The 25127-nt window shown below is 37.4% G+C and carries 21 protein-coding genes, 1 tRNA gene and 4 pseudogenes; 20 read left to right on the top strand and 6 right to left on the bottom strand.

Translation table 11 applies throughout. The features are described from left to right. Positions 1 to 412 precede the first annotated feature (412 nt). Complete coding sequence (locus M44_RS18400; protein ID WP_010176031.1) at positions 413 to 640, bottom strand: DUF378 domain-containing protein; 228 nt, start codon at positions 638 to 640, stop codon at positions 413 to 415. A 130-nt stretch (positions 641 to 770) separates the two neighbouring features. On the opposite strand from M44_RS18400, the gene M44_RS18405 reads away from it, so the two are divergent. The 3 genes from M44_RS18405 to M44_RS18420 all read left to right on the top strand — a co-directional run bounded on the left by M44_RS18405 (position 771) and on the right by M44_RS18420 (position 4210). Continuing rightward, positions 771 to 1934 carry an iron-containing alcohol dehydrogenase gene (locus tag M44_RS18405; RefSeq protein ID WP_010176032.1) on the top strand — a complete coding sequence of 388 codons (1164 nt, stop codon included), beginning with the start codon at positions 771 to 773 and terminating at the stop codon, positions 1932 to 1934. Between the two features lie 163 nt (positions 1935 to 2097). After that, on the top strand, positions 2098 to 3447 hold the full coding sequence (locus tag M44_RS18410) for a glucose-6-phosphate isomerase (protein ID WP_010176034.1): 1350 nt from the start codon (positions 2098 to 2100) through the stop codon (positions 3445 to 3447). Between the two features lie 355 nt (positions 3448 to 3802). Continuing rightward, the gene (locus tag M44_RS18420) at positions 3803 to 4210 is read left to right on the top strand and encodes a YugN-like family protein (RefSeq protein ID WP_010176038.1); all 408 of its coding nucleotides are present in this window, start codon (positions 3803 to 3805) and stop codon (positions 4208 to 4210) included. A 16-nt stretch (positions 4211 to 4226) separates the two neighbouring features. On the opposite strand, the gene M44_RS18425 is transcribed toward M44_RS18420, so the two are convergent. Both M44_RS18425 and M44_RS24285 read right to left on the bottom strand, forming a co-directional pair. Beyond that, entirely contained in the window at positions 4227 to 5219 is a 993-nt protein-coding gene (locus M44_RS18425; RefSeq protein ID WP_010176039.1) for a potassium channel family protein, read from the bottom strand. Positions 5220 to 5311: 92 nt separating this feature from the next. Continuing rightward, on the bottom strand, positions 5312 to 7510 hold the full coding sequence (locus tag M44_RS24285) for a beta-propeller domain-containing protein (protein ID WP_010176041.1): 2199 nt from the start codon (positions 7508 to 7510) through the stop codon (positions 5312 to 5314). Between the two features lie 132 nt (positions 7511 to 7642). Between M44_RS24285 and M44_RS18435 the strand changes: the two genes are divergently transcribed. The 5 genes from M44_RS18435 to M44_RS24290 all read left to right on the top strand — a co-directional run bounded on the left by M44_RS18435 (position 7643) and on the right by M44_RS24290 (position 12295). Beyond that, positions 7643 to 7715 (top strand) — tRNA-Ala (locus M44_RS18435). A 102-nt stretch (positions 7716 to 7817) separates the two neighbouring features. Further along, positions 7818 to 8411, top strand: coding sequence for a class I SAM-dependent methyltransferase (locus M44_RS18440; protein ID WP_010176043.1), 594 nt, complete (start codon positions 7818 to 7820; stop codon positions 8409 to 8411). A gap of 363 nt (positions 8412 to 8774) precedes the next feature. After that, positions 8775 to 10139, top strand: a complete 1365-nt coding sequence (gene nagE / locus M44_RS18445; protein WP_010176045.1) for an N-acetylglucosamine-specific PTS transporter subunit IIBC — start codon at positions 8775 to 8777, stop codon at positions 10137 to 10139. A 17-nt stretch (positions 10140 to 10156) separates the two neighbouring features. Beyond that, entirely contained in the window at positions 10157 to 11059 is a 903-nt protein-coding gene (locus M44_RS18450; RefSeq protein ID WP_029326975.1) for a DUF7916 family protein, read from the top strand. 330 nt (positions 11060 to 11389) lie between these two features. Further along, complete coding sequence (locus M44_RS24290) at positions 11390 to 12295, top strand: peptidylprolyl isomerase (protein WP_010176049.1); 906 nt, start codon at positions 11390 to 11392, stop codon at positions 12293 to 12295. An 84-nt stretch (positions 12296 to 12379) separates the two neighbouring features. Here M44_RS24290 and M44_RS24295 read toward each other — a convergent pair. After that, positions 12380 to 13017 (bottom strand): annotated as a pseudogene (locus M44_RS24295) (spore coat protein). A gap of 157 nt (positions 13018 to 13174) precedes the next feature. Between M44_RS24295 and M44_RS18465 the strand changes: the two are divergent. Further along, positions 13175 to 13990, top strand: coding sequence for a Cof-type HAD-IIB family hydrolase (locus M44_RS18465; RefSeq protein ID WP_010176051.1), 816 nt, complete (start codon positions 13175 to 13177; stop codon positions 13988 to 13990). On the opposite strand, the gene M44_RS24300 is transcribed toward M44_RS18465, so the two are convergent. Together M44_RS24300 and M44_RS25650 are read right to left on the bottom strand one after the other, a co-directional pair. After that, positions 13977 to 14972: a two-component system sensor histidine kinase NtrB gene (locus M44_RS24300; RefSeq protein WP_237705346.1), complete on the bottom strand. Its 996-nt coding sequence runs from the start codon at positions 14970 to 14972 to the stop codon at positions 13977 to 13979. The genes M44_RS18465 and M44_RS24300 overlap by 14 nt on opposite strands. A 20-nt stretch (positions 14973 to 14992) precedes the next feature. Further along, positions 14993 to 15244 carry a hypothetical protein gene (locus M44_RS25650; RefSeq protein ID WP_010176055.1) on the bottom strand — a complete coding sequence of 84 codons (252 nt, stop codon included), beginning with the start codon at positions 15242 to 15244 and terminating at the stop codon, positions 14993 to 14995. A gap of 212 nt (positions 15245 to 15456) precedes the next feature. On the opposite strand from M44_RS25650, the gene M44_RS18475 reads away from it, so the two are divergent. The 11 genes and pseudogenes from M44_RS18475 (at position 15457) to M44_RS24320 (ending at position 24994) form a co-directional block, all read left to right on the top strand. Further along, entirely contained in the window at positions 15457 to 16479 is a 1023-nt protein-coding gene (locus M44_RS18475) for an ATP-grasp domain-containing protein (protein WP_010176057.1), read from the top strand. Between the two features lie 118 nt (positions 16480 to 16597). Further along, a pseudogene (locus M44_RS24305) lies at positions 16598 to 17201 on the top strand (TerD family protein). Positions 17202 to 17241: 40 nt separating this feature from the next. After that, positions 17242 to 17823: a TerD family protein gene (locus tag M44_RS18485; RefSeq protein ID WP_010176060.1), complete on the top strand. Its 582-nt coding sequence runs from the start codon at positions 17242 to 17244 to the stop codon at positions 17821 to 17823. Between the two features lie 91 nt (positions 17824 to 17914). Continuing rightward, on the top strand, positions 17915 to 19096 hold the full coding sequence (locus tag M44_RS18490; RefSeq protein WP_010176062.1) for an HpcH/HpaI aldolase/citrate lyase family protein: 1182 nt from the start codon (positions 17915 to 17917) through the stop codon (positions 19094 to 19096). Between the two features lie 67 nt (positions 19097 to 19163). Next, entirely contained in the window at positions 19164 to 19421 is a 258-nt protein-coding gene (locus tag M44_RS29190) for a phosphoribosyltransferase domain-containing protein (protein WP_272941215.1), read from the top strand. 2 nt (positions 19422 to 19423) lie between these two features. After that, positions 19424 to 19780 carry a phosphoribosyltransferase domain-containing protein gene (locus M44_RS29195; RefSeq protein ID WP_272941217.1) on the top strand — a complete coding sequence of 119 codons (357 nt, stop codon included), beginning with the start codon at positions 19424 to 19426 and terminating at the stop codon, positions 19778 to 19780. Positions 19781 to 19938: 158 nt separating this feature from the next. Then, positions 19939 to 20358, top strand: a complete 420-nt coding sequence (locus tag M44_RS26555) for a TRSP domain-containing protein (RefSeq protein WP_272941218.1) — start codon at positions 19939 to 19941, stop codon at positions 20356 to 20358. 14 nt (positions 20359 to 20372) lie between these two features. Further along, positions 20373 to 21472, top strand: a pseudogene (locus M44_RS24315) (cysteine protease StiP family protein). Further along, positions 21469 to 22272 carry an HAD family hydrolase gene (locus M44_RS18515; protein WP_010176064.1) on the top strand — a complete coding sequence of 268 codons (804 nt, stop codon included), beginning with the start codon at positions 21469 to 21471 and terminating at the stop codon, positions 22270 to 22272. The pseudogene M44_RS24315 and the gene M44_RS18515 overlap by 4 nt, the downstream one beginning before the upstream one ends. 39 nt (positions 22273 to 22311) lie before the next feature. Beyond that, complete coding sequence (locus M44_RS18520; RefSeq protein WP_010176066.1) at positions 22312 to 23922, top strand: YceG family protein; 1611 nt, start codon at positions 22312 to 22314, stop codon at positions 23920 to 23922. Between the two features lie 141 nt (positions 23923 to 24063). Further along, a pseudogene (locus M44_RS24320) lies at positions 24064 to 24994 on the top strand (toxic anion resistance protein). The last annotated feature ends 133 nt before the right edge of the window (positions 24995 to 25127 follow it).

A 25127-nucleotide genomic window follows, 5' to 3' on the forward strand; every position in this document is an offset into this window, starting at 1 on the left:
GAAATGGATTTAAAATAATAAAAAAACTTTTAGGTTAACAAGTAGAGGGTGACTCAAAAGGTCGTTAAGAGACGATTTTTTTGAGGCACCTCTTTTTTATTATTATTTTAGAATTTTCACATCGGTTCATTTTGATTAGGTTGATTCTCGCTACAGGTGCGAGACTCCAGAGGGAAATAGCGGAAAAGGTGAGACCCCACAGGGCTTACCCGAGGACTCTGAATAGGCTTCCTCGAGTTTTCACCGCACGAATAAAATGCGCAGCATTTTATGAGGAGGCTCACCTCCGCCCTGGAGAATGGAGTACCTTTCGCGGAAATCAACTGGGCTTATTTAATGATGATCATTTGTTGAAAAAAGAAGAGGGTGTTCCCAAAAGATTATACTTTTGGGACACCCTCCTTATTATTTATCATACTTCCGTTTCGGGTTCACGAACGATTTCTTCTGATGGCTTAAATAGGAGACCTAAATTAATAAGACCAGCTATCCCCACTAAACCGTAAATAATTCTAGCTAACGGTCCATCCTGACCACCAAACAAACTTGCTACTAGGTCAAATTGGAAAAATCCAATTAGGCCCCAGTTAATTGCCCCAACAATGGTTAACACTAGTGCAATACGTTGAATAGCACTCATGGTCATTCCTCCTTTTACTTGGGTCTACTATAGTATGTGGTTTGTTTAAAAAAATATTCATGAAGGCACTTCCTTTGCAAATACTATTCCTATCAAACATAATGTAAGGGTAAATAAAGGAGGATGAAAAATGGAACAATTCACGTTTTACAATCCAACGAAATTAATTTTTGGGAAAGACCAATTAGAACAGTTACAGAATGAAATCCCTCAATATGGTAACAAAGTGTTAGTTGTGTATGGTGGTGGAAGCATTAAACGTAATGGATTATATGATAAAGTGATGCTTGAATTAAAAGAAATCGGTGCAGAGGTATTTGAATTATCGGGAGTAGAACCAAACCCGCGTCTAACAACTGTACATAAAGGAATTGACATTTGTAAAACCGAAGGAATCGAATTTATCCTAGCTGTTGGTGGCGGAAGTGTCATCGACTGTACAAAAGCCATTGCGGTTGGAGCGAAACTTAACGGAGATATTTGGGATGTTATAACCCGTAAAGCGACTGCAACTGGTGCACTTCCATTTGGAACAGTATTAACATTAGCAGCAACCGGTTCTGAAATGAATGCTGGTAGTGTGATTACCAACTGGGAAACCAACGAGAAATATGGATGGGGAAGCCCATTTTCATTCCCTAAATTCTCCATTTTAGATCCAGTCAATACGTTCACTGTTCCACAAGATCAAACGATTTATGGAATGGTCGATATGATGAGTCACGTGTTAGAGCAATATTTCCATAATGTATCCAACACACCTCTTCAAGATAGAATGTGTGAAAGTGTCCTACAAACGGTTATGGAAGCAGCTCCTATACTAATTAACGATCTTGAAAATTATGAGCTACGTGAAACCATTCTTTACTCTGGTACCATTGCGTTAAATGGTATGCTGCAAATGGGTTACCGCGGAGATTGGGCTACTCATAACATTGAGCACGCTGTTTCAGCTGTTTATGATATTCCTCACGCAGGTGGTCTTGCGATTCTTTTCCCTAACTGGATGCGTCATAACGTAGATGTGAACACATCTCGCTTTGCTCAGCTTGCAACTCGTGTGTTTGGAGTGGATCCAGATGGTAAAACAGAAAAAGAAGTAGCCTTAGAAGGAATCGACAAGCTTAGCGCATTCTGGACATCATTAGGTGCACCAAATCGCCTAGCCCATTATGATATTGACGATAGCCGTATTGAAGAAATGGCAGAAAAAACAATTGTGTACGGTGAATTTGGCAACTTCAATAAGCTAGGTAAAGAAGACGTTGTAGAAATATTAAAAGCAAGTCTTTAAGTGAGATAGGGAAAGCCAAATATATTTTGGCTTTCTTTTTTATGGGGAATAGTAAAAGTAAGAAATATTTCACAATGTAATCGCTTACCTCTGAGGTACTCGCTTGATTATCTTGTCCCTATTCGATAAAGTGAAAGAGTGAAAACGTATTGGAGGGAAACCCATGACACATATTCGTTTTGATTATTCAAAAGCGTTGTCGTTCTTTGGAGAACATGAAATTACATACTTAAATGATTTGGTAAAAGTTGCCCATCATTCTTTACATGAAGGTACTGGGCAAGGAAACGACTTTTTGGGATGGATCGACCTTCCTATTAATTATGACAAAGAAGAATTTGACCGTATTCTAGCATCTTCTTCAAAGATTAAAGAAGATAGCGATGTATTATTAGTTATCGGCATTGGTGGTTCATACCTTGGAGCCCGTGCGGCCATTGAAATGCTAAACCACTCTTTCTACAATGCATTGCCTGGTGAAAAGCGTAAAACACCTCAAGTACTTTTTGTAGGAAACAACATTAGCTCTACGTACATGAAAGATTTGATGGACTTACTTGATGGAAAAGATTTCTCTATCAATGTGATCTCTAAATCAGGTACAACGACAGAGCCAGCGATTGCATTCCGTATCTTCCGTAAGCTTCTTGAGGAAAAATATGGAGTGGAAGAAGCTTGCAAACGTATTTATGCAACAACAGATAAAGCAAAAGGTGCACTAAAAACATTAGCAACAGAAGAAGGCTTCGAAACTTTCGTTGTACCCGATGATATCGGAGGACGTTATTCAGTCCTAACAGCAGTAGGATTATTACCAATTGCCGTGAGTGGTGTGAATATTGAAGACATGATGAAAGGTGCTGCGTATGCTCGTGAGGAATACAGCAGCTCAGAGCTTTCAGAAAACGAAGCATACCAATATGCAGCCGTTCGTAACCTTTTATACAATAAAGGTAAAACAATCGAAATGCTTATTAACTATGAGCCGGGCCTACAATATTTCGCAGAGTGGTGGAAACAATTATTCGGCGAAAGTGAAGGGAAAGATCAAAAAGGAATCTATCCATCATCCGCTAACTTCTCAACGGACCTTCATTCTCTAGGTCAATACGTACAAGAAGGCCGTCGAGACATCTTTGAAACGGTTGTAAAAGTGTCAGAATCACGTCATGAGCTGACAATCGAAGAAGCAGCTAGCGACCTTGATGGACTTAACTACCTTGCAGGTGAAACAGTGCACTTCGTCAACAACAAAGCATTTGAAGGAACGTTACTTGCTCACACGGACGGCGGCGTACCTAACCTAATCGTAGAAATCCCACGCATGGATGCCTACACATTTGGGTACCTTGTCTACTTCTTCGAGAAAGCATGTGCGATGAGCGGCTATCTTCTTGGGGTTAACCCATTTGATCAACCAGGTGTAGAAGCATACAAAGTGAACATGTTTGCCCTACTTGGTAAACCAGGCTTCGAAGAGAAAAAAGCAGAGCTTGAAAAGCGACTAAAATAATTAGTATTCTGTAAGCAGCATGCCCCGTGGGTATGCTGCTTTGTTTTTTGTATTTTTTGGGAGGAGTGGAGAGGAGCGCTTTGGGTGAAGGTTGGTAGGGAGAGAAGATTTAGACGAGGAGAGGTCGTCGAAGGGCAGGTAGAGGTAAAACGAGCTCGGGAATTCGTTTTGGACCTGAGAAAAACGCAAAGGCGCGGGATCTAGTCGTAAAACAGACAAATATCGCCCCCACAGACGGAAATTCCAAACAACCAACAGCACCCTAACACTAAAACCAAAATCACCACAACTCTACTACTTTCCCTCATGTTTTCCAAATTCAACGGACATACTACAAAAAAGGAGCTGAACGTACATGATTGAAATTGAATCGAAACTAGAGGGTAAGGCGTATACACTTTACGAATTAGAACAAAAATTAAAGCCCCTCGGCTTTAGTATTGGGAGCAATTGGGACTATGATCATGGGTATTTTGATTATAAAATGGATGATAAAGTCGGATATCAATTTATACGTCTTCCATTTAAATCGGTAGATGGACAGCTGGATTCTCCTGGTTGTACGGTTCAATTTGGTACACCTTTTTTGTTATCACATAAGTATCAAGTTGGATTAGATGACCATGCGATGATTGGGAATATTTCGGCAAGTTTTAACCAGTTTCAAGAGCCACAGGATAAAGATGCTACCTTTCCTGAAGAGTACATTGAAATAGGCAAACAGCATATAAAAGAAATTGAGAATCTATTGGACCGTGAATAAGATAGAGTGCTCGTCATTAATCTTCTAGAATTAGCAGCTCATCGTTTTCACAGATTCTTTTATGTAGCGGGGGATTGACAAAGGTATCTTCCCCTTTTTTAATTCCAAACAACAAAATATGCTTTTCAAGTAATTCAGCGTTAAGCTGTTGAAAGGTGTAGCCATACCATTCAGGCTTAGCTTCCATTAAGCGAATTTTACTGCCTTTTAAATTGTCGAGCATGGTTAAAATAGCGCCACTCATTCCATGGGAGATTATACTGTTTAACAGTACATAACTCGTTTGTTTGTTCGTTTGAACCACCTCATCTGCTCCAGCGCGTTTAGCATTAACTACTTGCTGCTCTGTTAAAATTTCTACTACACAATACAAATTGGGGTTAAGACCTTTTATGGATAAAAGAGTTAAGACTGAACTCATATCGGCGTGAATTTCATTCTTATTTTGATCAGAAGTAATGACCGCAATATCAGCCTCACGAATATTGGCTTTCCGAAGGGTCTCGTCAATGTAAGGAACCCCTCTGACAAAATGTATATGATGATCATTGTAAGGGTTTCGTTCTAGTGTTGCATCTACGAGCATGATGATGGTGGATTTATCTAGGGAAGATAAATGATCAATTAGTTCTTTTGCACGCTCGTTCCATCCAATAATGATGACATGTTTCTTTCCGTGAAAATGTCTTCTTCCTTCGAGGTGTGCATTTTGAGTTTTGACCGCAGAAGCTGCCAGTGAAACAAAGTATGTAGACAAAAAACCAGCTCCCATCAATATCAATAACACGGCAATGATTCGTCCGCTCCAAGTAATAGGGAAATAATCTCCATATCCTACCGTTGAAGCAGTAATAATCGCCCACCATAAGCCATCTCCTATCGTTGGAAATGTTTCGGGTTCCACTAATGTTATCGTTATTCCTGAAATGCAGATAGCACACACAGCAATGATTAATATCCGCAAAACTAGCGGCCAGCGAAGGAAATAATGATACACGTGTTCAAACATGATGATCCGTCCTTTTCAATTCTTAAGAACAGTATGGTCGAGAATCCTTGTATCTAAACAAAAAAGGCAGCTAAACAGCTGCCTTCTGAAGCTTAAAATTCCAATTCATCAAGGATGGAATAGGTGTTTATATCATGAGTGCTCAGCTTATTATTGGAGAGAGCGAGGAGGGTATCCCCAACATAGAGGAAGCGTTGCATTTCAGTTTCCCACTCTCCATATTGAAAGAGCTCGCCTTCCACGTGAATAATTTCTGCCTCTTTTTGTATTCCCTCTTTTGGAGTGATGGTATAGACCAGTCCACCTTGAAACTCTAGCTGATCCTCATATTGAGAGCCTTTTACCGGTTCGTATATAGAAATAGGAAATGCAAATAAGTCATGAGACGGGTGGTGCATTAAAGCTTTATGATTGTATTGAAGCTCTGAATACGTTCCTCGCCCACCAATCACTAGAGTGTCTTTTTCAATAGGATTTGAAAAATCGGTTATATCAAATAAGGATATTTTCATCCCGCCTTGCCTCACAATGGGTTCCTTACTTCCTTCTATTGTTTCCAATGTAGTATCATAGCCAAATCCAATCAGGTGATTCTCATCATATGGATGAAGATAATTACTAAAGCCGGGAATCTTTAATTCTCCAAGTACTTTAGGATTCATGGGATCGCTCGTGTCCATAACAAATAGGGGATCCGTTTCTCGGAAGGTGACCATGTAAGCTTTATCTCCCATAAATCTTGCTGAATATATACGCTCACCCTTTGCTAAATCTTCAATGGAACTTAGTGGCTGGAGGTTTTGATCAAAAATATAAAGATGATTGGCAGAAGGGGAGGTTTCATCCCAAGCAAAACCTGTTGTCGTTACAACACGAAAGTTTCCCTTGTATTCGTCCATTGAGAATTGATTTAAGATCGTTCCATCCACATGTGTCATGCTGGTATAGGTAACATCTGTTCCATCAATGTGAAACTTGTAAATTTCTGAATCAATAGTAGACCAGCTAGATGGTTCTCTTATATTTTGATAGTTAGAAACGGCTACATAAAGGTTTTCTTTAGACATATAAAGCTGTTCTCCACCACCTAAATAGCTGTGTGTGGCAACAGGTGTATCCATATTGATTAAATCGATCGCCATAATCGTAATAAAATTAGGTTGCTGACTTTCTGGAACGTATCGGATGCTATCAAATTGAACTGGCTGTGGTTCGCTGCCTATTTTAGAATCAGAAAATAATGGACGTAATTCTACATTCATATTTTCTTCATAGTAATATAAGTCAGGATAGTAGGAGGAGACAATATAGAGAGTAGAATCTACTTTTCGAGAAGAGAGTTGATGTCCTTCTAACGCTATATCTCGAAGTAGAGTCGGTTTGTTTCGATCTTTTATATCATATATTTTTATACTTGAGTAGGAGTGCCAAGGAAAATAATGATAGATTTCATCTCTTGCCTTTACAGTATTTTCTTCATCCCACTTGTATCCAGTCACAATCAATTGATCGCCGTTTAAGTAGAGTTCTCCGGGCTGGAAGTTTGGATCTTCTTGTATTTCACTGACTATACGTAAATTTTCACGATCCCGAATATCAAAAATGACCACTTGGTTTTCTTGGACACGATAAAGATAGTTCCCGTCTGTTTTGACATGATCGCTTTCATCTACACCAGACACTTGAGTATTGGTTTCTGAGTAGTCATTCGAAGATTGCTTCAAGGCGGAACTATCTGCTGATTGCTCATTACTTTCAGCAGTTTCAAGAGTTTCCTCTCCCCACAGACTTCGCTTTTCTTCCTTCATTTGTTTCGTGATGCTTGTAAAATATTTCTTTAATTCCTGATCGCTTTCAATCAGAGGCAGTGTTGGAACTGTCACGAATGATAGTGTAGGAGAATTACGTGTATTCCAGCCATTGCTTCCTTCAATAATAGTAGATACATTTAATTCATAAGGAGATAATGTAGTATCATATCCCGTGGTTGGAGGAAGGACTTGAACTGATTTTCGATCCTCAGCAATTTCAAGTGTAACGTCTACAGTGTCTCCGTTTTTATCTTGAACGTGAATGGTTTCATTTGTAATAGTAGAAGAATCAATCTCCTTAGAGAATCGGATAGTCCAAACCTTATCGTTCAGCACAACGGTAGGTTCACCAGTCGTTATCGCAATAGGGTTTCTGTTTGATTCAATAATGGTTGCTGGCTTTACAACTAAATATAGAGCGCCTAGAATACATACGCTAATCATTACAAGCCCAAGGGTCCACCACCATATGCCTTTCATGTTCATTGCCCCCTTCTTTTTTTTGTTTTCATGAAGTAGACGTAAGAAGAGAATGTAAGGTTACATTTTCATAAAATTAAATTGACAATAGAAAAGGGAGTTATTAAAATATTAATTATCCAATCTATACACGGGGCATTAGCTCAGCTGGGAGAGCGTTTGGCTGGCAGCCAAAAGGTCAGCGGTTCGATCCCGCTATGCTCCATAGGGAAGAACTTTCTGGTACCAGAAAGTTCTTTTATTTTTTTGTTCGAATTATTTATGATTTACTCAAATTAAATAAATGTGCGTAAAGGAGGAAGTAATTTTGAATAGTTGGAATCAACGTTTTAAGCAAAAGGATTACGTCTATGGAACTGAAGCGAACGAGTTCATTAAAAATGAATGCTATAGATTTAAACAAAATTCATCCTTAGCTGCCTATGCTGAAGGTGAAGGACGAAATGCTGTACATATCGCTTCTTTGGGTCATAAGGTCACAGCCTATGATTATGCACGGTCTGGGTTAGATAAAACAATCGCACTTGGTAAGCTCCATAACCTTACTGTTGACACAAAGCTTGTTGATTTACTAGAAGATGAATTGTTGTGTGAAGCGTATGATGGTGCTCTAATGGTATATGGTCATTTCCCTAAGAATCGCCAATATAATGTGTTGAACAAAATTATGAATTCCATCAAGGCAGGTGGTATTTTCTTACTAGAGGTTTATGAAGACAAGCAGCTTGCATATAAAACAGGCGGACCGAAAGATGTGAATTGGCTATACGATAGTAACGAACTCCTTAAATGGGCAAAGCAATTTAGAATGTTACACTTTTTTGTAGGTGAAACTGAACGATATGAAGGGCTTCTACATCACGGAACCTCTTATGTCGTTCAACTAGTTATTAAAAAATAAAAGACAAAATAAATAGTATTAATCAAAACCCCTAAAGAGACCGTGAATCTCTTTAGGGGTTTTATTATATATATTAATTTTCCAAGTTTTTAAATACATTTTGGTTTGATCCTGAATCAACATCTCTATTGATTACTGAGACTGGTATTGATGAATTCACATTAATCGAATACTAGCTTGCATTCATTGAATCAACAGAAAAGTTAATTGTTATAGAATAAAATCTACCTCCGAGCTGTGGTATACCCTTATAGATATTTATTGTACTCTACAAAAAAGAATTCTTCTTCAATCTAGCATGTATAGATAGGTAGAAATCATATAGTTAATTAAAGGCTACTGGAAAAAAAGGGGGGATGTTCTATGCTTAGCTTTTTACAGAGAATTGGGAAGGCGTTAATGCTTCCTGTAGCTGTACTGCCAGCTGCTGCTTTGCTATTAAGATTAGGGCAAGAGGATCTGTTAGATATTCCATTTATGGCTGCTGCAGGCGATGCAGTATTTGGAAATTTAGCTCTATTGTTTGCGATAGGAGTGGCGGTAGGAATCGCTAAGGACCATAACGGTTCCGCAGCATTAGCAGGTGCCGTGGGTTATTTTGTTCTAACATATGGTACAGCAGCAATTGACGAAACAAATAACATGGCTGTTTTAGGAGGAATTCTTTCTGGGGTGATAGGAGGGTTATTGTATAACAAATTCCATACGATTAAACTTCCTGAGTGGCTAGGGTTTTTTGGAGGTAGGCGATTTGTTCCTATTATTACTGCATTGGTTATGCTTCTTGCAGCCGCTGTTTTTGGTTATGCTTGGCCACCCATTCAAGAAGGAATCAACAGTATTGGTGAATGGATTGTTGAGGCGGGCGCATTAGGTGTAGGAGTTTTTGGTACACTCAATCGATTATTGATTCCAATTGGTCTCCATCACATTTTGAATAGTTTAGTATGGTTTGTGTTCGGTGAGTACGGAGGTGCTACTGGTGACCTTAACCGCTTTTTTGCTGGAGATCCAAATGCGGGTATCTTTATGGCGGGATTCTTTCCAATCATGATGTTCGGTCTGCCAGCGGCTTGCTTCGCAATGATTGCGGCCGCAAAAAAGGAAAGAAGAAAAGCGGTAACAGGGATGCTTCTTGGTGCGGCTTTTACGTCTTTCTTAACAGGTATTACGGAGCCCATTGAATTTTTGTTTATGTTTCTTTCACCGCTTTTATACGTTGTTCATGCCTTGTTAACAGGGGTGTCCATGTCTGTTTCTTACTTGTTAGACGTTCATCATGGTTTTGGCTTTTCTGCTGGGGCGATTGATTATTTCTTAAACTTTAATATAGCGCAATATCCTTTACTGCTTGCTGTTCAAGGAATTGTTTTTGCTGGTTTATATTTTGTCATCTTTTATTTCCTTATTATCAAATTCGATTTACAAACCCCTGGACGAGAAGAACTCATTGAGGGAGAGTTTGATGAATCTACCGAAAGTGATCAAGGGATGGAGAGAAAAGCTATTCATTATTTTGAAGCACTTGGCGGGAAGGAAAACGTGAAGAGTATTGATTATTGTGTGACTCGCTTGCGACTTGAAGTCGGCGATGCTGATCGAATTAAGGAATCTCAACTCAAATTACTAGGAGCAAAAGGGCTTGTGAAATTAAGCTCGACTCAAGTACAAGTGGTGGTCGGAACCAATGTAGAGTTTTTAGGAGAAGAGATGAAAAAGCAAAGATAGTGGTAGGGGGGAAAGGGATGAAAAGGCTACTAGACTGCAGAGCATCAGATTTCAGAAAAATGTCAGGGCAAGAATTAAAAGGTAGTATACACGCATCAGAAGGGCGGGTCATTGTTTCTGAAGTGATCCTAAGTACAGCGCCTGTATATTCCGATGTTACGAATGCGGAATTAGCTTGTAGCTTTGGGGCGGATCTAGTACTGTGTAATCTCTTTGATGTAAATAACCCAGTAGTGAATGGAATGGAAAATACACAAGGGTCTCATCTACTTCAGCTAAAGGAAATGGTAGGAAGGCCTATTGGTATCAATTTAGAGCCGGTAGATAAAAATGCAGATGGAATGGAAACATTGACAGAAGTGCCTAGTGGTAGAATTTGTACCGTTCAATCAATAAAAAAAGCTTTAGAACTCGGGTTTGTATTTTTTTGTTTAACCGGTAATCCAAAGTCAGGTGTAACGCATAATAGTCTAGTAGAGGGTATTCAGTTAACAAGAAAAATAGTAGGGAAAGATGCATTAATTTTCGCAGGAAAGATGCACGGGGCAGGGGTCTATGAAGGAAAGCAATCTCAAAAAGAGATAGAAGAATATATAGTTGCTGGAGCCGATGTTATTCTTCTGCCTGCACCAGGTACGGTACCTGGTTATACAGTAGATGATGTTAAGGCTCTTGTCGACTTTATTCATCACCAACATATTCTTTCAATGCTAACAATCGGCACAAGTCAAGAAGGAGCATCCGAAGAAACGATAAGGATGTTAGCTCTCTATAACAAAATGTGCGGGGCAGATCTTCATCATATAGGGGATGCTGGTTTTACAGGGATCGCCATCCCAGAGAATATTTATCACTATTCTGTTGCAATAAGAGGAAAACGTCATACGTATATTCGCATGGCTCAATCTATATTGAGGTAGAAGAAAAAAGCCGAAATTAGACATTCGGTCTTTTTTACGTTTACTCTATTCTCTAGCTTCATTAGAGTGAGGGATAGTATATTTGATCCCTATGAGTATCATAATGATAGTGATTTTAGTGTAAAATTTTACATAACCCTATTAAAAACCATATGGAAACATGTATAATGTGATAGGAATATGTAAATCAATCTTTTTTCATTCTTCTTCATAGTTTGTTCATATTTTTACGATATGATAGGAAAATGAAAAATAAAACAACCTAGGGGGATTTATCAGTGGAACAAAATAATGTAAGCACTCCTGAGAAAAAAAATAACAGCAAAGTGGGTGGGGATTACTGTTGGTATCCTTGCTGTGATTGCTTTAGCAGTAGTCATCGCTATGTCTTTCTCTAAAGGTGGAGAAACAGTTGCAGAAGTAGACGGTGAAAAGATTTCTAAAGAAGAGTTATATGATCGTTTAGTAGAACAAGATCAAGGTGCCACTCTTAACGCGATGATTTCTGAGGTACTTATTATGAAAGAAGCTAAGGACCAAGGCGTTGAAGCATCTGATGAAGAAATAAATGAAGAATTAGAAACACTATACGGCATGTATGGTGGAGAAGAAGCATTTACTAATCAAATTGAAGCAAGCGGTATGTCTTTAGATGAAGTGAAAGATGATATAACATTATTCATCTATTCCAATAAGTTGATGGAAGACCGTATTGAAGTGACAGATGAAGAGATCCAAGAATATTTCGATGCAAATAAAGCATCTTTCGACCAACAAGAACAAGTAAAAGCTAGCCACATTCTGGTAGAAGATGAAGAAACAGCTAACGAAGTGAAACAAAAATTGGATGAAGGTGGAGATTTTGCAGAGCTTGCTGCAGAATATTCAACAGATACGTCTAATGCTAGCCAAGGAGGCGACCTTGGATTCTTCGGTAAAGGTCAGATGGTACCTGAGTTTGAAGAAGCAGCCTTTGGTGCTGAAGTAGGTAGCATTACAGGTCCAGTTCAAACAGATTTTGGTTACCATATTATTAAAGTAGAAGAGAAGCAAGAAGCAAAAGAAGCAACACTTGAAGATGTAAAAGAAGAAGTTCGTGAAACAATAAAGCAGCAAAAGCAACAGCAGGAATATCCAGTCTGGATTGAAGAGCTTAAAGGAAAGCATGATATTAAAAATTATTTAGATAAATCAGAAGAAGCAGTTGAAACTCCTGAAGCAGCACCTGCAGAATAACAAGAAAAACCTTTGACTCCAAAGGGTTTTTTCTTGTTTTGCTTCGGCTATCTAAGAGGGTTATTCAGAAACCACCTGCGTTCTTTAGTGTACTTGTTGATTATTTTGGTTTGGTGGCATAACTGGAACTGGTACGGTTGTATAGCTGTTTAGCATAGTTGCCGCATCCTGTGGACTAAGAGTTGGTACTTGGTAATATTGGTTTTGGTTTTGATATAAGAAAATTTCGTAGCCCATTTCAATGAAGTCAGAGACGCTATCTGCTACTACTCTTCGTAATACAGGATTTGTCATTTCTAAAGCAGATACACTTAAAAGACCAGCTGTCGATTTAATTAATCCGAGCATATAAGCAGAAAGGCCTGCATCTTTAGTTTCTGTAACGGATGAATTTGGTTTTTTAGGTTGAGATGGTTGAATCCCGTATGTCGCTCCGTTGTCCTGTTTCATCATATACGTTTTTGTTTCATGCTGTGGTTTTGTCCGGTTTTAAATGCTTGTACCGTAATGTTATACAGGTCAGTGATAAAAGTTTGTTGCCTTTTTGATATGTCTTTCAGGACTGGATCTTGTATATGTTGATCAAATAGTAAATATTGATCCAGAATATTAATGTATGTCGCAATGATTTCATGAGAATCGAATAATTCATGTCCGCCTCGCTGTGGAATGCTAGTGGGAGACATGTTTTGTTGGGGCTGCTGATTGATTTGATTGTGCATGATTGGAATCCTCCTTTAAGATATGATACATGACTAATATGTACTTGTTTAAATGGTTTATGTGGCTTGTAAGGAAAAGGAAATAGTTAATATCTGCTACACATATTAAAAGTTATAGTAAAATAGCGGTAGAGAAAAGAAAGGAAGGCATGATTCAATGTACAAAATGATTGTATTAGATTTAGACGATACACTATTACGAGATGACCACACCATTTCGGAACGAACAAAAGAAGCATTAATGAAAGCGCAGGATTTGGGAGTAAAAGTGGTATTGGCATCAGGACGTCCTACTTATGGTATGAGATCAATTGCAAAAGAACTTCTTCTTCATCAGTATGGCAGCTACATTTTATCTTTTAACGGAGGGAAGATTATTCACTGTGAATCAGAGGAAGAACTATTCAGCAGTACGTTATCTGTTGAAACTGTGGAAAAATTGTATCATATCAGTAAAGAGGAAGGGATTCATATTCATACCTACATGGGGGACGAAATCATTACTGAAAGTATGAATGAATTTACAGACATTGAGGGCGAGTTAACAGGAATGAATATTCGCGAAGTGAAGAGCTTTGTCTCAAGTGTGAATGAACCTGTAGTGAAGTTACTCATGATGACAAATCCAGAAGAGCTAAAAGTGATTGAAAAAAAACTTCAAGAGCGTCTACATGGTGAACTTAGCGTTATGCGTTCAAAGCCATACTTTTTGGAGTTTACTGAAGCGGATGTAACGAAAGGGACAAGCTTACATACACTCATTCAAAAGCTTGGAATCGAGCAACGAGAGGTTATGGCTTTTGGTGATAGCTACAATGATTTAGCGATGATTGAATTTGCAGGTCTAGGTGTTGCGATGGGAAATGCACCTGAAGACATTAAAGAACGTGCAGATCTGGTTACAGATACAAATATGAATGACGGAATAGCAAAGGTGATTGAAGAATATATCTTATCTGTCAAACAGAAGTAACAAAAAAGCTGACAAACGTCAGTCTTTTTTTTATTACGGTAGGAAGTTCTATCATAAATTGTGTACCATCTTCAATAGATGATATCGTTAGTGATCCACCGTGATTTTCAATAATTTTCCGAGAAATGGAAAGGCCCAATCCAGTTCCTTCATCCTTTGTTGTAAAGAATGGATCGAAAACATGAGTGACAATCTCTTTTGGTATACCTGGACCATTGTCCATAAAAAAAATTTGGAGACAATTATTTGCATAACTAGCCAAAATTTGAATAGAAAGTTTTCCTTTTGTCATTGCTTGCTTACTATTTTGGAATAAATTCAAGAAAACTGAAAATAGTTTTTCCTTGTCTCCTACAAAAAGTTTGCCTTCTGCAAGGGGGTCAATGACAAATTCTAAATCAAAGTTATGTAATAGTGCTTCTGAATGCAGAAAATTCCCTAAATAGTTCTTTATAAATTCACTAATTTCAATTGTTTCTAATGAACTATCAGAAGGCTTTGCGATTTGAAGGAAATCTTTAATTATGGTGTTTGCTCGATCGATTTCAGGGATAAGAAGTGAGCTGAACAATTCCGATATTTCTTCATCCATTCTGGGTTGAAGTAATTGGAGAAACCCTCTAACCGTTGTGAGTGGGTTTCTAATTTCATGTGCTATACCAGCTGCGATACGGCCGGCTAATGCCTGTTTTTCAGCGGATTTAATCACATTTAAAAAGTGAAAAATTCCAATTACTCTTTGTATTTCTCCTTCAGCACTTCTAATCACATGGGTGTTCATTATGCCATAATTCTTATCAAATACTTCTTTATTCACAATGGGTTCACCTGTTTTTAATGTTTCGAGCACTATGATGCTTTCGTCTTTAATTTTTAATAATTCCCTAGCATGTTTTCCAATATAATCATTTCGATTGATTTGATAGTCTTGAGCAACTTGTGTGTTCATAAGAGTGATGAGTCCGTTACGATTAATAAACATAATATGATGAGGGACCATGTCTAAAATGGGTTGTAAAACGTTTCAACGTATTGGATTTCTTCCTCTAATTTCCAATCCATCGTTAACACCGTCGGTTTATTGCTTGGTTCAATATTCGAAATCTCAATTGTTTTACACTTTACTGCTTTTTTTCCAAGCTTAGGGTGTTCATAATGAAATGAAATGGGTAGTTCCCTTACTAGATCTTGATAGAATTGAATTTCCTGTTCTAAATCCTGTACTTTATTTTGCAATGTAGTCATTGTATCCATGTGGCATCTCCTTCTATCAATCATCAGCTCTACCTCTATTATAGTCAAAGTATGGACGTAGGAACATTGGATTTGTTCCAAAGTTTATGTAAATTCAATTAGATTAATGTGTTAGAAAAATACTACTATTTAGATAATAATATTTTGTTTTTATATGGAAATAAATTATAGTAGAAATTGTAGTATTAGTCGAAGTAAGGAGAAGTGTCGCGATGAATATTTGGTTTAATCGATGGTTTTCAACCGTATCACATTATATAGAGCTTTTAAGAGATAACCCGGACAAGCGTGAATTGACTATTTATGGTTCACATCCCAACCCTGATGCAGTTTACTTGAAATTCTGCGATGTAAGTGAAGTAGAACCTCATCTTCATGGTGCAGAATATATTGAGTATTGTCTATCATTTTGTGAACGTAATCAAATTGATGTGTTTATCCCTCGAAAAGAAAATGTTTTGATCTCTAAGTCGTTATCGCGTTTTCATGAACTGGGAGTAAAAGTGTTAGTATGTCCTGATCATGAATTAATGGATGTGTTTGATAACAAAGAAAAGACGTATAAAGCTTTTGAACAATCATCGCTCATTGAGAAAGGTTTAATAAAAATACCAGAATATCGTATCGTCCGAACGGTTGAAGAATTTCAACATGCTTATGAAGAATTATCAAGCAAAGGCCTTTCTTTATGCTTTAAGCCTATCATAGGAGAAGGCGCTAGTGGTTTTCGAGTGATCAGTAAAAACATTCCAACCGTAGAAGAATTATTGACCAAAGGGATTAATCACCGCATTCCATATCAGCATGCAATCGAAATATTAAAACAAAATAAAGAATTTGAACCCCTTATGGTCATTGAATACTTAGATGGACCTGAGTATAGCATTGATTGCCTAGGAGATTCCTCGACATTATATGTAGCAGTTCCTCGGAAAAAAGGGGATGGGCGAATTAGAGAGTTACTTTCAAACCCTAAGCTATTAGAATTAGCAAAAGAATTTCAACAAGAGTTTCAGTTACCCTATATCTATAACATTCAAGTAAAATATAAAGGGGACGAGCCATATCTACTTGAGATTAATCCTAGAATGAGTGGAGGGTTACATAGTAGCTGTTATAGTGGAATCAATTATCCTTATTTAGCCCTAAAACTACTATTAGAAGAAGATATATATGTGCCTACTCCTATCTACGGGCTGAAATTTAGTCACCTAGAAAAGGATATTGCATTATAAATTTACTCAATCTGAGAGTTGAAAGTAATGTGAAACTTTTTCATAGTACAATCGTATATCTTACTAGAGAAAAAATGAAAGCATTGTTATCATAAGGATAGAAAAGGGAGTGAAGATGTTGGCTATTTCTTTACAAAAAGGTCAAAGAATTGATTTAACAAAAAGGAAATGCTGGATTAACGAAAATTTTAGTTGGTTTAGGATGGGATCCTGTAACTCAAAAGAAATCGGGTTTCTTTGGTAGTTTAATGGGTGGAAGTACTCCTAACGTAGATTGTGATGCCAGTGTCTTAATGCTTGAAGATGACAAATTTGTTAGTAAAAGTAATCTGATTTATTTCGGTAATCTTAAGAGTAAAGATGGAAGTGTAGTTCATTCTGGTGACAACTTAACAGGAGACGGAGCGGGAGATGACGAACAAATTATGATTGATTTGCCAAGAATACCTGCCTCTGTCAACAAGCTAGTGTTTGTTGTCAACATTTATGATTGTGTTAGACGTAATCAAGACTTTGGCATGATTCAAAATGCTTTCATTCGAGTAGTCAATGCAGCAAACAACGAAGAGCTCGTAAAATTCAACCTAACCGATAATTACAGTGGGAAAACAAGTTTAGTGGTTGCTGAAATTTATCGTCACGGCAGTGAGTGGAAGTTTGGAGCCGTAGGTAATGGAACAACTGATCCAGGACTTCAGCAGATTGTAGCACGTTATCAATAGCATCAAATAAAAAAGAATGAAATAGGAAAGGAAGATGAACATGGCAATTAGTTTAGCAAAAGGGCAAAAAGTAGATTTAACAAAAACCAATCCAGGACTTACAAAAGTTCTAGTTGGATTAGGATGGGATACGAACAAGTATGATGGAGGAAATGATTTTGATTTAGACGCAAGTGTGTTTCTATTAGATGCAAGTGGAAAATGCGCATCAGATAAAGACTTCATCTTCTACAATCAACGAGAAGGTGGAAATGGAAGTGTCGTACATACAGGTGATAATTTAACGGGTGCGGGTGATGGTGACGATGAGCAAGTGATCGTAGATTTATCCAATGTACCTTCTACTATTCAAAAGATTGCATTTGTTATAACCATCCATGATGGTGAAAATCGCAATCAAAATTTTGGTCAAGTTTCCAACGCTTTTGTTCGAGTAGTCAATGAACAGTCTAATGAGGAATTAATTCGTTATGACTTAGGGGAAGATTTCTCAATTGAAACAGCAATTGTTGTGGGTGAATTATATCGTCATGGCGGAGAATGGAAATTCTCAGCTATTGGTAGCGGTTATCAAGGTGGCCTAGCGAAAATCGCAACAGACTTTGGTCTACAAGTAGGCTAAGTTATTATATCAAGAATACGGCTGATCCTTTACTAGTGGATCAGCCTTCATTTTACATATCACGTACCTACATTTAAAGGAAGTGCCATCATTGAAGCATTTTAATTATTTAACTGAGTTGCAACGAAGTGGTATTTTTTTTCAAGAACCCCTCGCCGTGACGAAACACTCTCCGAAAGAGCAAATGGCCTATGCAGTTGGAGCAGCCTTGTATATGCCATCCACTCGATCTGATCTATCAAGTGTCATTCTAACCAAAAAGTACAAAGAATTAAGTACCGTTATTTATTGTCTGGAAGATAGTATAAAAGATAGTGAAGTGAAATTGGGGGAAGACAATATTGTCCTTCATATGAATAAGCTAGCCGGTGCTTTAAAACGCAATGAAATCACTGAAAGTGAAATTCCGTTAATTTTTATTCGAGTAAGAAATCCTAGACAAATGACTATTCTATGTGAAGAGCTAGAGGATAGCCTTAAATGGTTAGCAGGTTTTGCCTTTCCAAAATTTTCGGGTAGCGTGGCAGAAGAGTATTGTCACACACTTGCTAAATTAAACGAACAATACGAGTCGGTCTTATATGGGATGCCAATTATTGAAACCCCCGATGTTTTGTATAAAGAAACGAGAATGCAAAGTTTGTTGTTTATCCGTGACTTACTAGAACAATATAAAGATAGAATATTAAATGTTCGAATTGGGGCAACTGATTTTTGTGGTTTATTTGGAATAAGAAGGAACGTGCATTCTACTATTTATGATGTAAGCATCATAAGAGAAGTGATCGCAGACATCATCAATATAGTAGGAAGACATTTCGTGATATCGGGTCCAGTATGGGAGTATTTCGGTACTAGCGACCGAATTTTAAAACCACAGCTACGAGAATCACCATTTCATGACCTAGGTGAAGAGGGAAAGAAATTTCGCACCCATTTGATCAGTTCTCATATTGATGGGTTAATTAAAGAGACATTATTAGATATCACAAATGGAATTAATGGAAAGACAGTCATTCACCCTTCTCATATTTCTATCGTGCAGAGCTTACAGGTTGTTTCTATGGAAGAATACTTAGATGCCTGCAGTATCTTGGATCATAATGAGTTTGGTGTTATATCCAGTTCATATCGTAATAAAATGAATGAAATAAAACCACATCAACGTTGGGCAGAAAAAACGTTAATGAAATCTAAGGTTTATGGGGTGTATCATGAAAAACACAGCTATATCGACTTACTCAGCGAACTCTCACCAATTTCAGCTTTTTGATCAATTGCGCGTTTTCATTTCAATAAAAAAGAACCCTTTTCATTTAGAAGTTGAAGAGCTCTTTCAGATGGCTGCTAGAATGAACAAAAAGCGAGCCTTTTTATTTGTTAGCAACATTCTTGGTAAGCATCTAGCCGTTTCACCTGAAATTCCTTTATTAATGTCAAAACTTCTAGTCTATCAACTTGCGACTTTAAACGATTGGATTGATGAGGGGAACGCTGAAGGACATAAAATTGTGCAAGCATTTCGTTCAAGTAATAGACATCATATGCAATCGATCTTAGAAGACGGGAAAAAGTTCACCTACCAAACGGTGGTTTAATCATTGGTTTTGCTGAAACAGCGACGGCGCTAGGTCATGGTGTGTTTGATGCATTTTCAAATGCGAATTTTATCCACACGACTAGGGAGACAATCCCTGGCCTTACACCAACTATTACCTTTCAAGAAGAACATTCTCATGCGGTTGACCAGATATGTTACGGAGATGAGAAACTTTTCCAACGAAAGGACCAACCTATTATTCTTGTAGATGATGAGATGACTTCTGGGAAAACAACTCTTAATATCATTCGCAGTCTTCAGGAAAGATTTCCAAGAAAGCAGTATATTGTCCTAAGTATTTTAGATTGGCGTACACAAGAGAATCTCTATAGCTTTCAAGAGTTGGAAAAGAATTAGGAATAGTTATTCAATGTGTTTCGCTTATTACAGGTGAATTTTCTTATCAAGGGAGTTCTCTCGAAGACTTTAATGAACTCATTGAAACGAAAGAGCAGGCTATTCCATATAAAGAAATTGATATTACTAGCCACTTTACTCGCTATCAACCTCCATTTATCCAAGAGACTGGTAGATTTGGTCTAGATGAAAAAAATCATTTGTCTATAAAAACAGCTGCTGAACAAATAAAGCCTTATCGGTCAAATGGGAACGCTTTATGCTTAGGTACTGGTGAATTTATGTACATTCCTATGAAAATCGCTACCTTACTAGGAGACCATATCTATTATCACTCTACGACTAGATCACCGATTTATGCTGAAAGGAGAGAGGACTACAGTATAAAAGAGAGGTTTACTTTTCAAAACCCTGAAGATCCTGATGTGATTCATCACGTGTATAATATTCCTCAAAACTTTTATGAAGAGGCCTTTTTATTCTTTGAGCGCAGAACGGAGCAGGAGTCGTTACAACAACTTTTATCCTACCTAAACAACAAGGGGATTCACCATATTCATGTGGTGTATGTTTCGTAAAAGGAGTGAGTTAGATGAGTAGATTTGGCAGTTACTCTCAATCAGATTGTTATTTTTTTATTAAAAGATTTATCTTCCATTCCTATAGAAAAAAGTACGGAAGAACGGGAAGAGTCTATACAAAAAGGTATTCACTATTCTGAAATGCTTCCAATTGAATATGAACCTTCAGAAGAATATATGGAATTATTTTATAAAGCTCTAAATACGTCAAAGAGAAAAGTTGCGATAGCAGTTGGAGTTGTAGCTGAACAAATTCTAAAGAAAAGAGGTCATACTATTGTTCTTGTGTCACTTGCTCGAGCAGGAACACCTGTTGGTATTTGCATTAAACGATATTTGAATAACGTATTACATGTTGATGTACCCCATTATACGATATCCATTATACGGGGGCGAGGAATCGATGAAAATGCTCTTCGAACTATACAAAATCGATATCCTACGAAAGATATTGTCTTTGTCGACGGATGGACAGGAAAAGGTGCCATTACGAAAGAGCTTTCAACCTCTATTGATCGGTTTAATAGGAAAGAAGGAACCAATTATTCTTCAGAGTTAGCTGTTTTGGCGGATCCTGGATATTGCTCTACTCTTTATGGTACTAGAGAAGATTTTCTAATTCCGAGTGCTTGTTTAAACTCTACTGTGTCAGGTTTAGTAAGTCGAACCGTTCTTAATGATACTTGGATAGGCAAGGATGATTATCACGGAGCTAAATATTACCGTGATTTAAGAAAAAAAAGATGTCTCCAATATGTTTGTAGACACAATTTGCGCAGAATTTCCTACGATTCAATACGAGATTAATCAGGCTCTTGAGAATAATAGTAGAGAAGAAGCAGCTGACTTTAGAGGGTGGACTTCAGTAGATAAGATTCGAGAAGAAATGCGCATTAACTCGCTGAACTTTATTAAACCAGGAGTTGGTGAGACCACTAGGGTTCTATTAAGGAGAGTGCCATGGAAGATTCTCGTTAAATCTTTAGAAGACCCTAACTTAACTCATATCTATCTTTTAGCAAAAGAAAAAGGAGTTCCTGTTGAGTTGTATCCAACTATGATTTATTCCAGTTGTGGAATTATTAAGAAGGTGGAGAATGAGGGAATATGATACTATTTGCGAGTGATTTAGACCGTACGTTAATCTATTCAAAGAGAATGCTAGAGCTTTATCCATCAAGTGCTTCTGTTCGACTCATTGAATCGTTAAATGGGAAGGATATTTCGTATATGACAGAGAAAGCGATTGAACGTTTGAAGGATTTTCATTCAAAAGCTTTATTTGTACCTGTCACTACGCGTACGGAAGAACAATTTAGACGTATTTCATTATTCCAAAAAGAAATTGAACCCACTTACAGTATAACGACAAACGGAGCTAAAATTCTGTACAAGGGTCTAGAAATGAAAGATTGGACTAAAATGATAGAAGAGCAATTAATGGAGTGCGCTTCTATTGAAATGGTTGAACACTATATTCTTCAATTAAATGCACCATGGCTAAAGAAAGTGAATCGTGCAGAAAATCGGTTTCTATATTGCATCATTGAAAGGGATTTACTAGACACTATTTCAAAGCAAGAGATAGAAATGCATGCAAAAAAATGGGGATGGCAGCTGTCGTTGCAAGGGAGAAAGTTATATCTTGTTCCAAGAGTCATTAGTAAGTGGAATGCAGTAGAATATGTTGCCAATATCTTAGGGGTAGAGACAGTCTTTACTGCTGGTGATTCTTTGTTGGATTATGATATGCTTCGCCAAGGAACTCATTCGATAGCACCTAAACACGGAGAGGTTTGTCAATATGATTCAAGCTTAAAGATTTCAAAAGAAGAAGGAATTATAGTAGCTGAGCAGATTTTAGATGAAGTTCATGTTACATTAGAAAAGAAGTTAGTCGACATAAATTAAAAAGTAAACGATTAGTTTTAGTCAGAAGGATGTGATGAGATGAATCATTCGGAAGTGCATATTCAGCTCCATCAGGTCAACGATCCTAATTGGAAAGAGCCTTTTCTCCCTGCCTTCAAAGACAGAGGAGGAAAGGTTGAAGAAACGCTATTTACTATTCCGCAAGTATTACTTAGGGTAATGGGAACTCCGTTTGATGAAACGGATTATCTTACGTCTCTATATGAACTTTCTTTAAACGAAAATGTTCATATACTTAGTGAACGGTTAGACAAGTCCATTTCTCCTGAGCATTTTCAAGGTGTTCAAAAAATTTATATGGTTCAACAACAGGAAAAAAGTTTAAGTGTTAATCGACTAGTAGCCTTTTTAGACGGAGAACGACTACTACCAGACTTTGAGAGTCCTGGTTATCACCGACATGTACGGTTAAGTTTTATTCAAACGTTAAAACAGTTTGAAGAAGACCATAGAAGCGGTCTTGAGCATGGAGATTTTAGGAGAGTCTTCTTGGATTTAATTAAATGGATGTGGAATCACTTTTACCCTTGGTTTGAAAAATCCATCAAAAACAAGGAGATGCCTAAAATAGTCTGGTATGGAGACTTGAACAAAAGTCATCTCTATTTCCTATATTTGTGTAAGCAATTAGGCTGCGATATCGTTCATTACCACCCTCTAGGAAAGGACGATTTAACAGGTATAGCAGGAGACAAACAGTGGGGGAACGTTTTAACATTACCTACCACACATGAGATTGAACCATTTCCAAAAGAAAAACCTGAACGAAGTGGTACCGTTGCTTATGGTGCTTCGAAAGAAATGGAAACAGTTTTGTATAATGAAGAATCCATGCTTTATAAGCCTTGGCAATTTAGAGATCATATTCCAATGAACACCACACTTAAGACAACGTATGATGAATTATTCTTACTTTCAAAGGAAGTTGCCTACATTCGTCCAAACTTTAAAGCGTCTTCTATGGACGTTACCATTCCAAATGTGTTTGCTAAAATAATGGGTGTTTCTACCAATACGAAAGAATATTGGGGCAGATTGCAAAGTTTAGTAGAAATGAAATCCTCTTATTTCATTAAGTATTTTCCTTACACGGTTGAAAGTAAAGTGAACCAGAAATTCCATTATGAACATGCGTTAGATAAGGATGGAAAGCTTTCACCGGATAAAATGATGAATAGTAGCTGGTGGCAATACCGTCATTTGCCCAGTGGAACACAAAGAGCAATTGCTCATGGTATCAAACGGACATGTGAAGGAGACAAATTACTACCTTTATCAGGAGAGAGTAATAATGACGTAGCTTTATATTTGTTTGCTCAATTTATTCAGCTTCCAGAAAACATAGTGAATCGTATTCAAACCTTTGACTTTTCACAAGAAGTCCCGAAGCTAGTCCTATATAATACAGAGATTAATGGTAAGCTATCTCGTTCTGATGCTGCCCTGTTATTATTAGTAAACGAAATTGGTCTGGATATTATTCTATACAATCCCCCAGGTCATAACTGCATTGAACAATATATTTCATCAAAGGCTTTTGACACGCATTGGTTAGAAGAGATGGTATTTAACCTAGAGTATAAAGAGCCGTCTGTATTCAAGAAATTTATACAATCCATTAAAAAATAGGGAGAGGTTACAATGGATCCGAACGTATCTGTAATAAAAGATAAAGAAATTACTGAAGTAAATGCAAAGGATATTCGGGAAGAACTAAAGAGAGACCCTGAGGTGCAGGAACTATCTAAGCAAGTAGATGTAAGAAATCAAATGGAGCTCTTAGAATTTGGGAAAGAACCTGCTGTTAAAGTTAGTCAATTTTCAGACAGAATTCTCTCTACGATGAAATCATCTAGTATGACAGATTCAGGAACGATGTTAAAGCAGCTTGGACAATTAATGGACAAGTTTGATAAAAAGGATTTTGAAGAAAGTAAAGGTGTTTTTGGGAAGCTATTCAAAAAAAGACGAAAAAATGATTGAAAAAATCTTTGGTAAGTATCAGACATTAGGAAAAGAAATTGAAAAGATTCATATTGAAATATCTAAATACAAGGATGAAATGACTCGATCAACCTTAACATTAGATGAGATGTATGAGCATAATGTTCAATATTATATGGACTTAGAGAAATATATTGTAGCGGCTAGTTTAAAGCTTGAAGAGATAAAGACGGATGCAGCCGAGTTAGAAAAAAGAGCCTCTGCAGGTGATCAAATGGCACAGCTACAATTAAATACGGTGATGAATGGTTTGCAAACTTTAGAAGAACGTGTTTATGACCTTGAAATGGCTAGAATGGTTGCGCTTCAAACAGCCCCGCAAATTCGCCTTTTACAAAGAGGCAACACAAAGCTGATAGGAAAAATAAATTCTGCCTTTATTACAACGATTCCTATTTTTAAGAATGGTATAATCCAAGCAGTTTCTGCCAAAAGACAAAAGCTTGTGGCAGAATCGTTATCTGAGCTAGACCGTCGCACAAATGAAATGCTACTAAAAAATGCTCAGAATATTTCTAATCAAAGTACGGAAATCGCGAGATTAGCTGGCCGCCCTAGTATTCAAATCGAAACCATTGAAGAATCATGGAACACCATTGTGAAGGGGTTACAAGAAACAAAGGCTATTGAAGAAGAGAATAAGCGGTTAAGAGAGCAAGGCACGGAAAGAATACTTCAATTACAAAGATTCAATTAAAAAGATACATTAAATGAGAGAGAAAGARCCATTTTCAATGGCTCAGCTTGTCGAGAAAGTTATTTTTTCATAAATATTCAAGGGTTNTTGGGCTTCGATTTCTTGGGGTTAGTTTTTAAAAGGATTGCTTCCC

It is taken from the genome of Bacillus coahuilensis m4-4, assembly GCF_000171615.1.
GTDB lineage: Bacteria > Bacillota > Bacilli > Bacillales > Bacillaceae_K > Bacillus_T > Bacillus_T coahuilensis.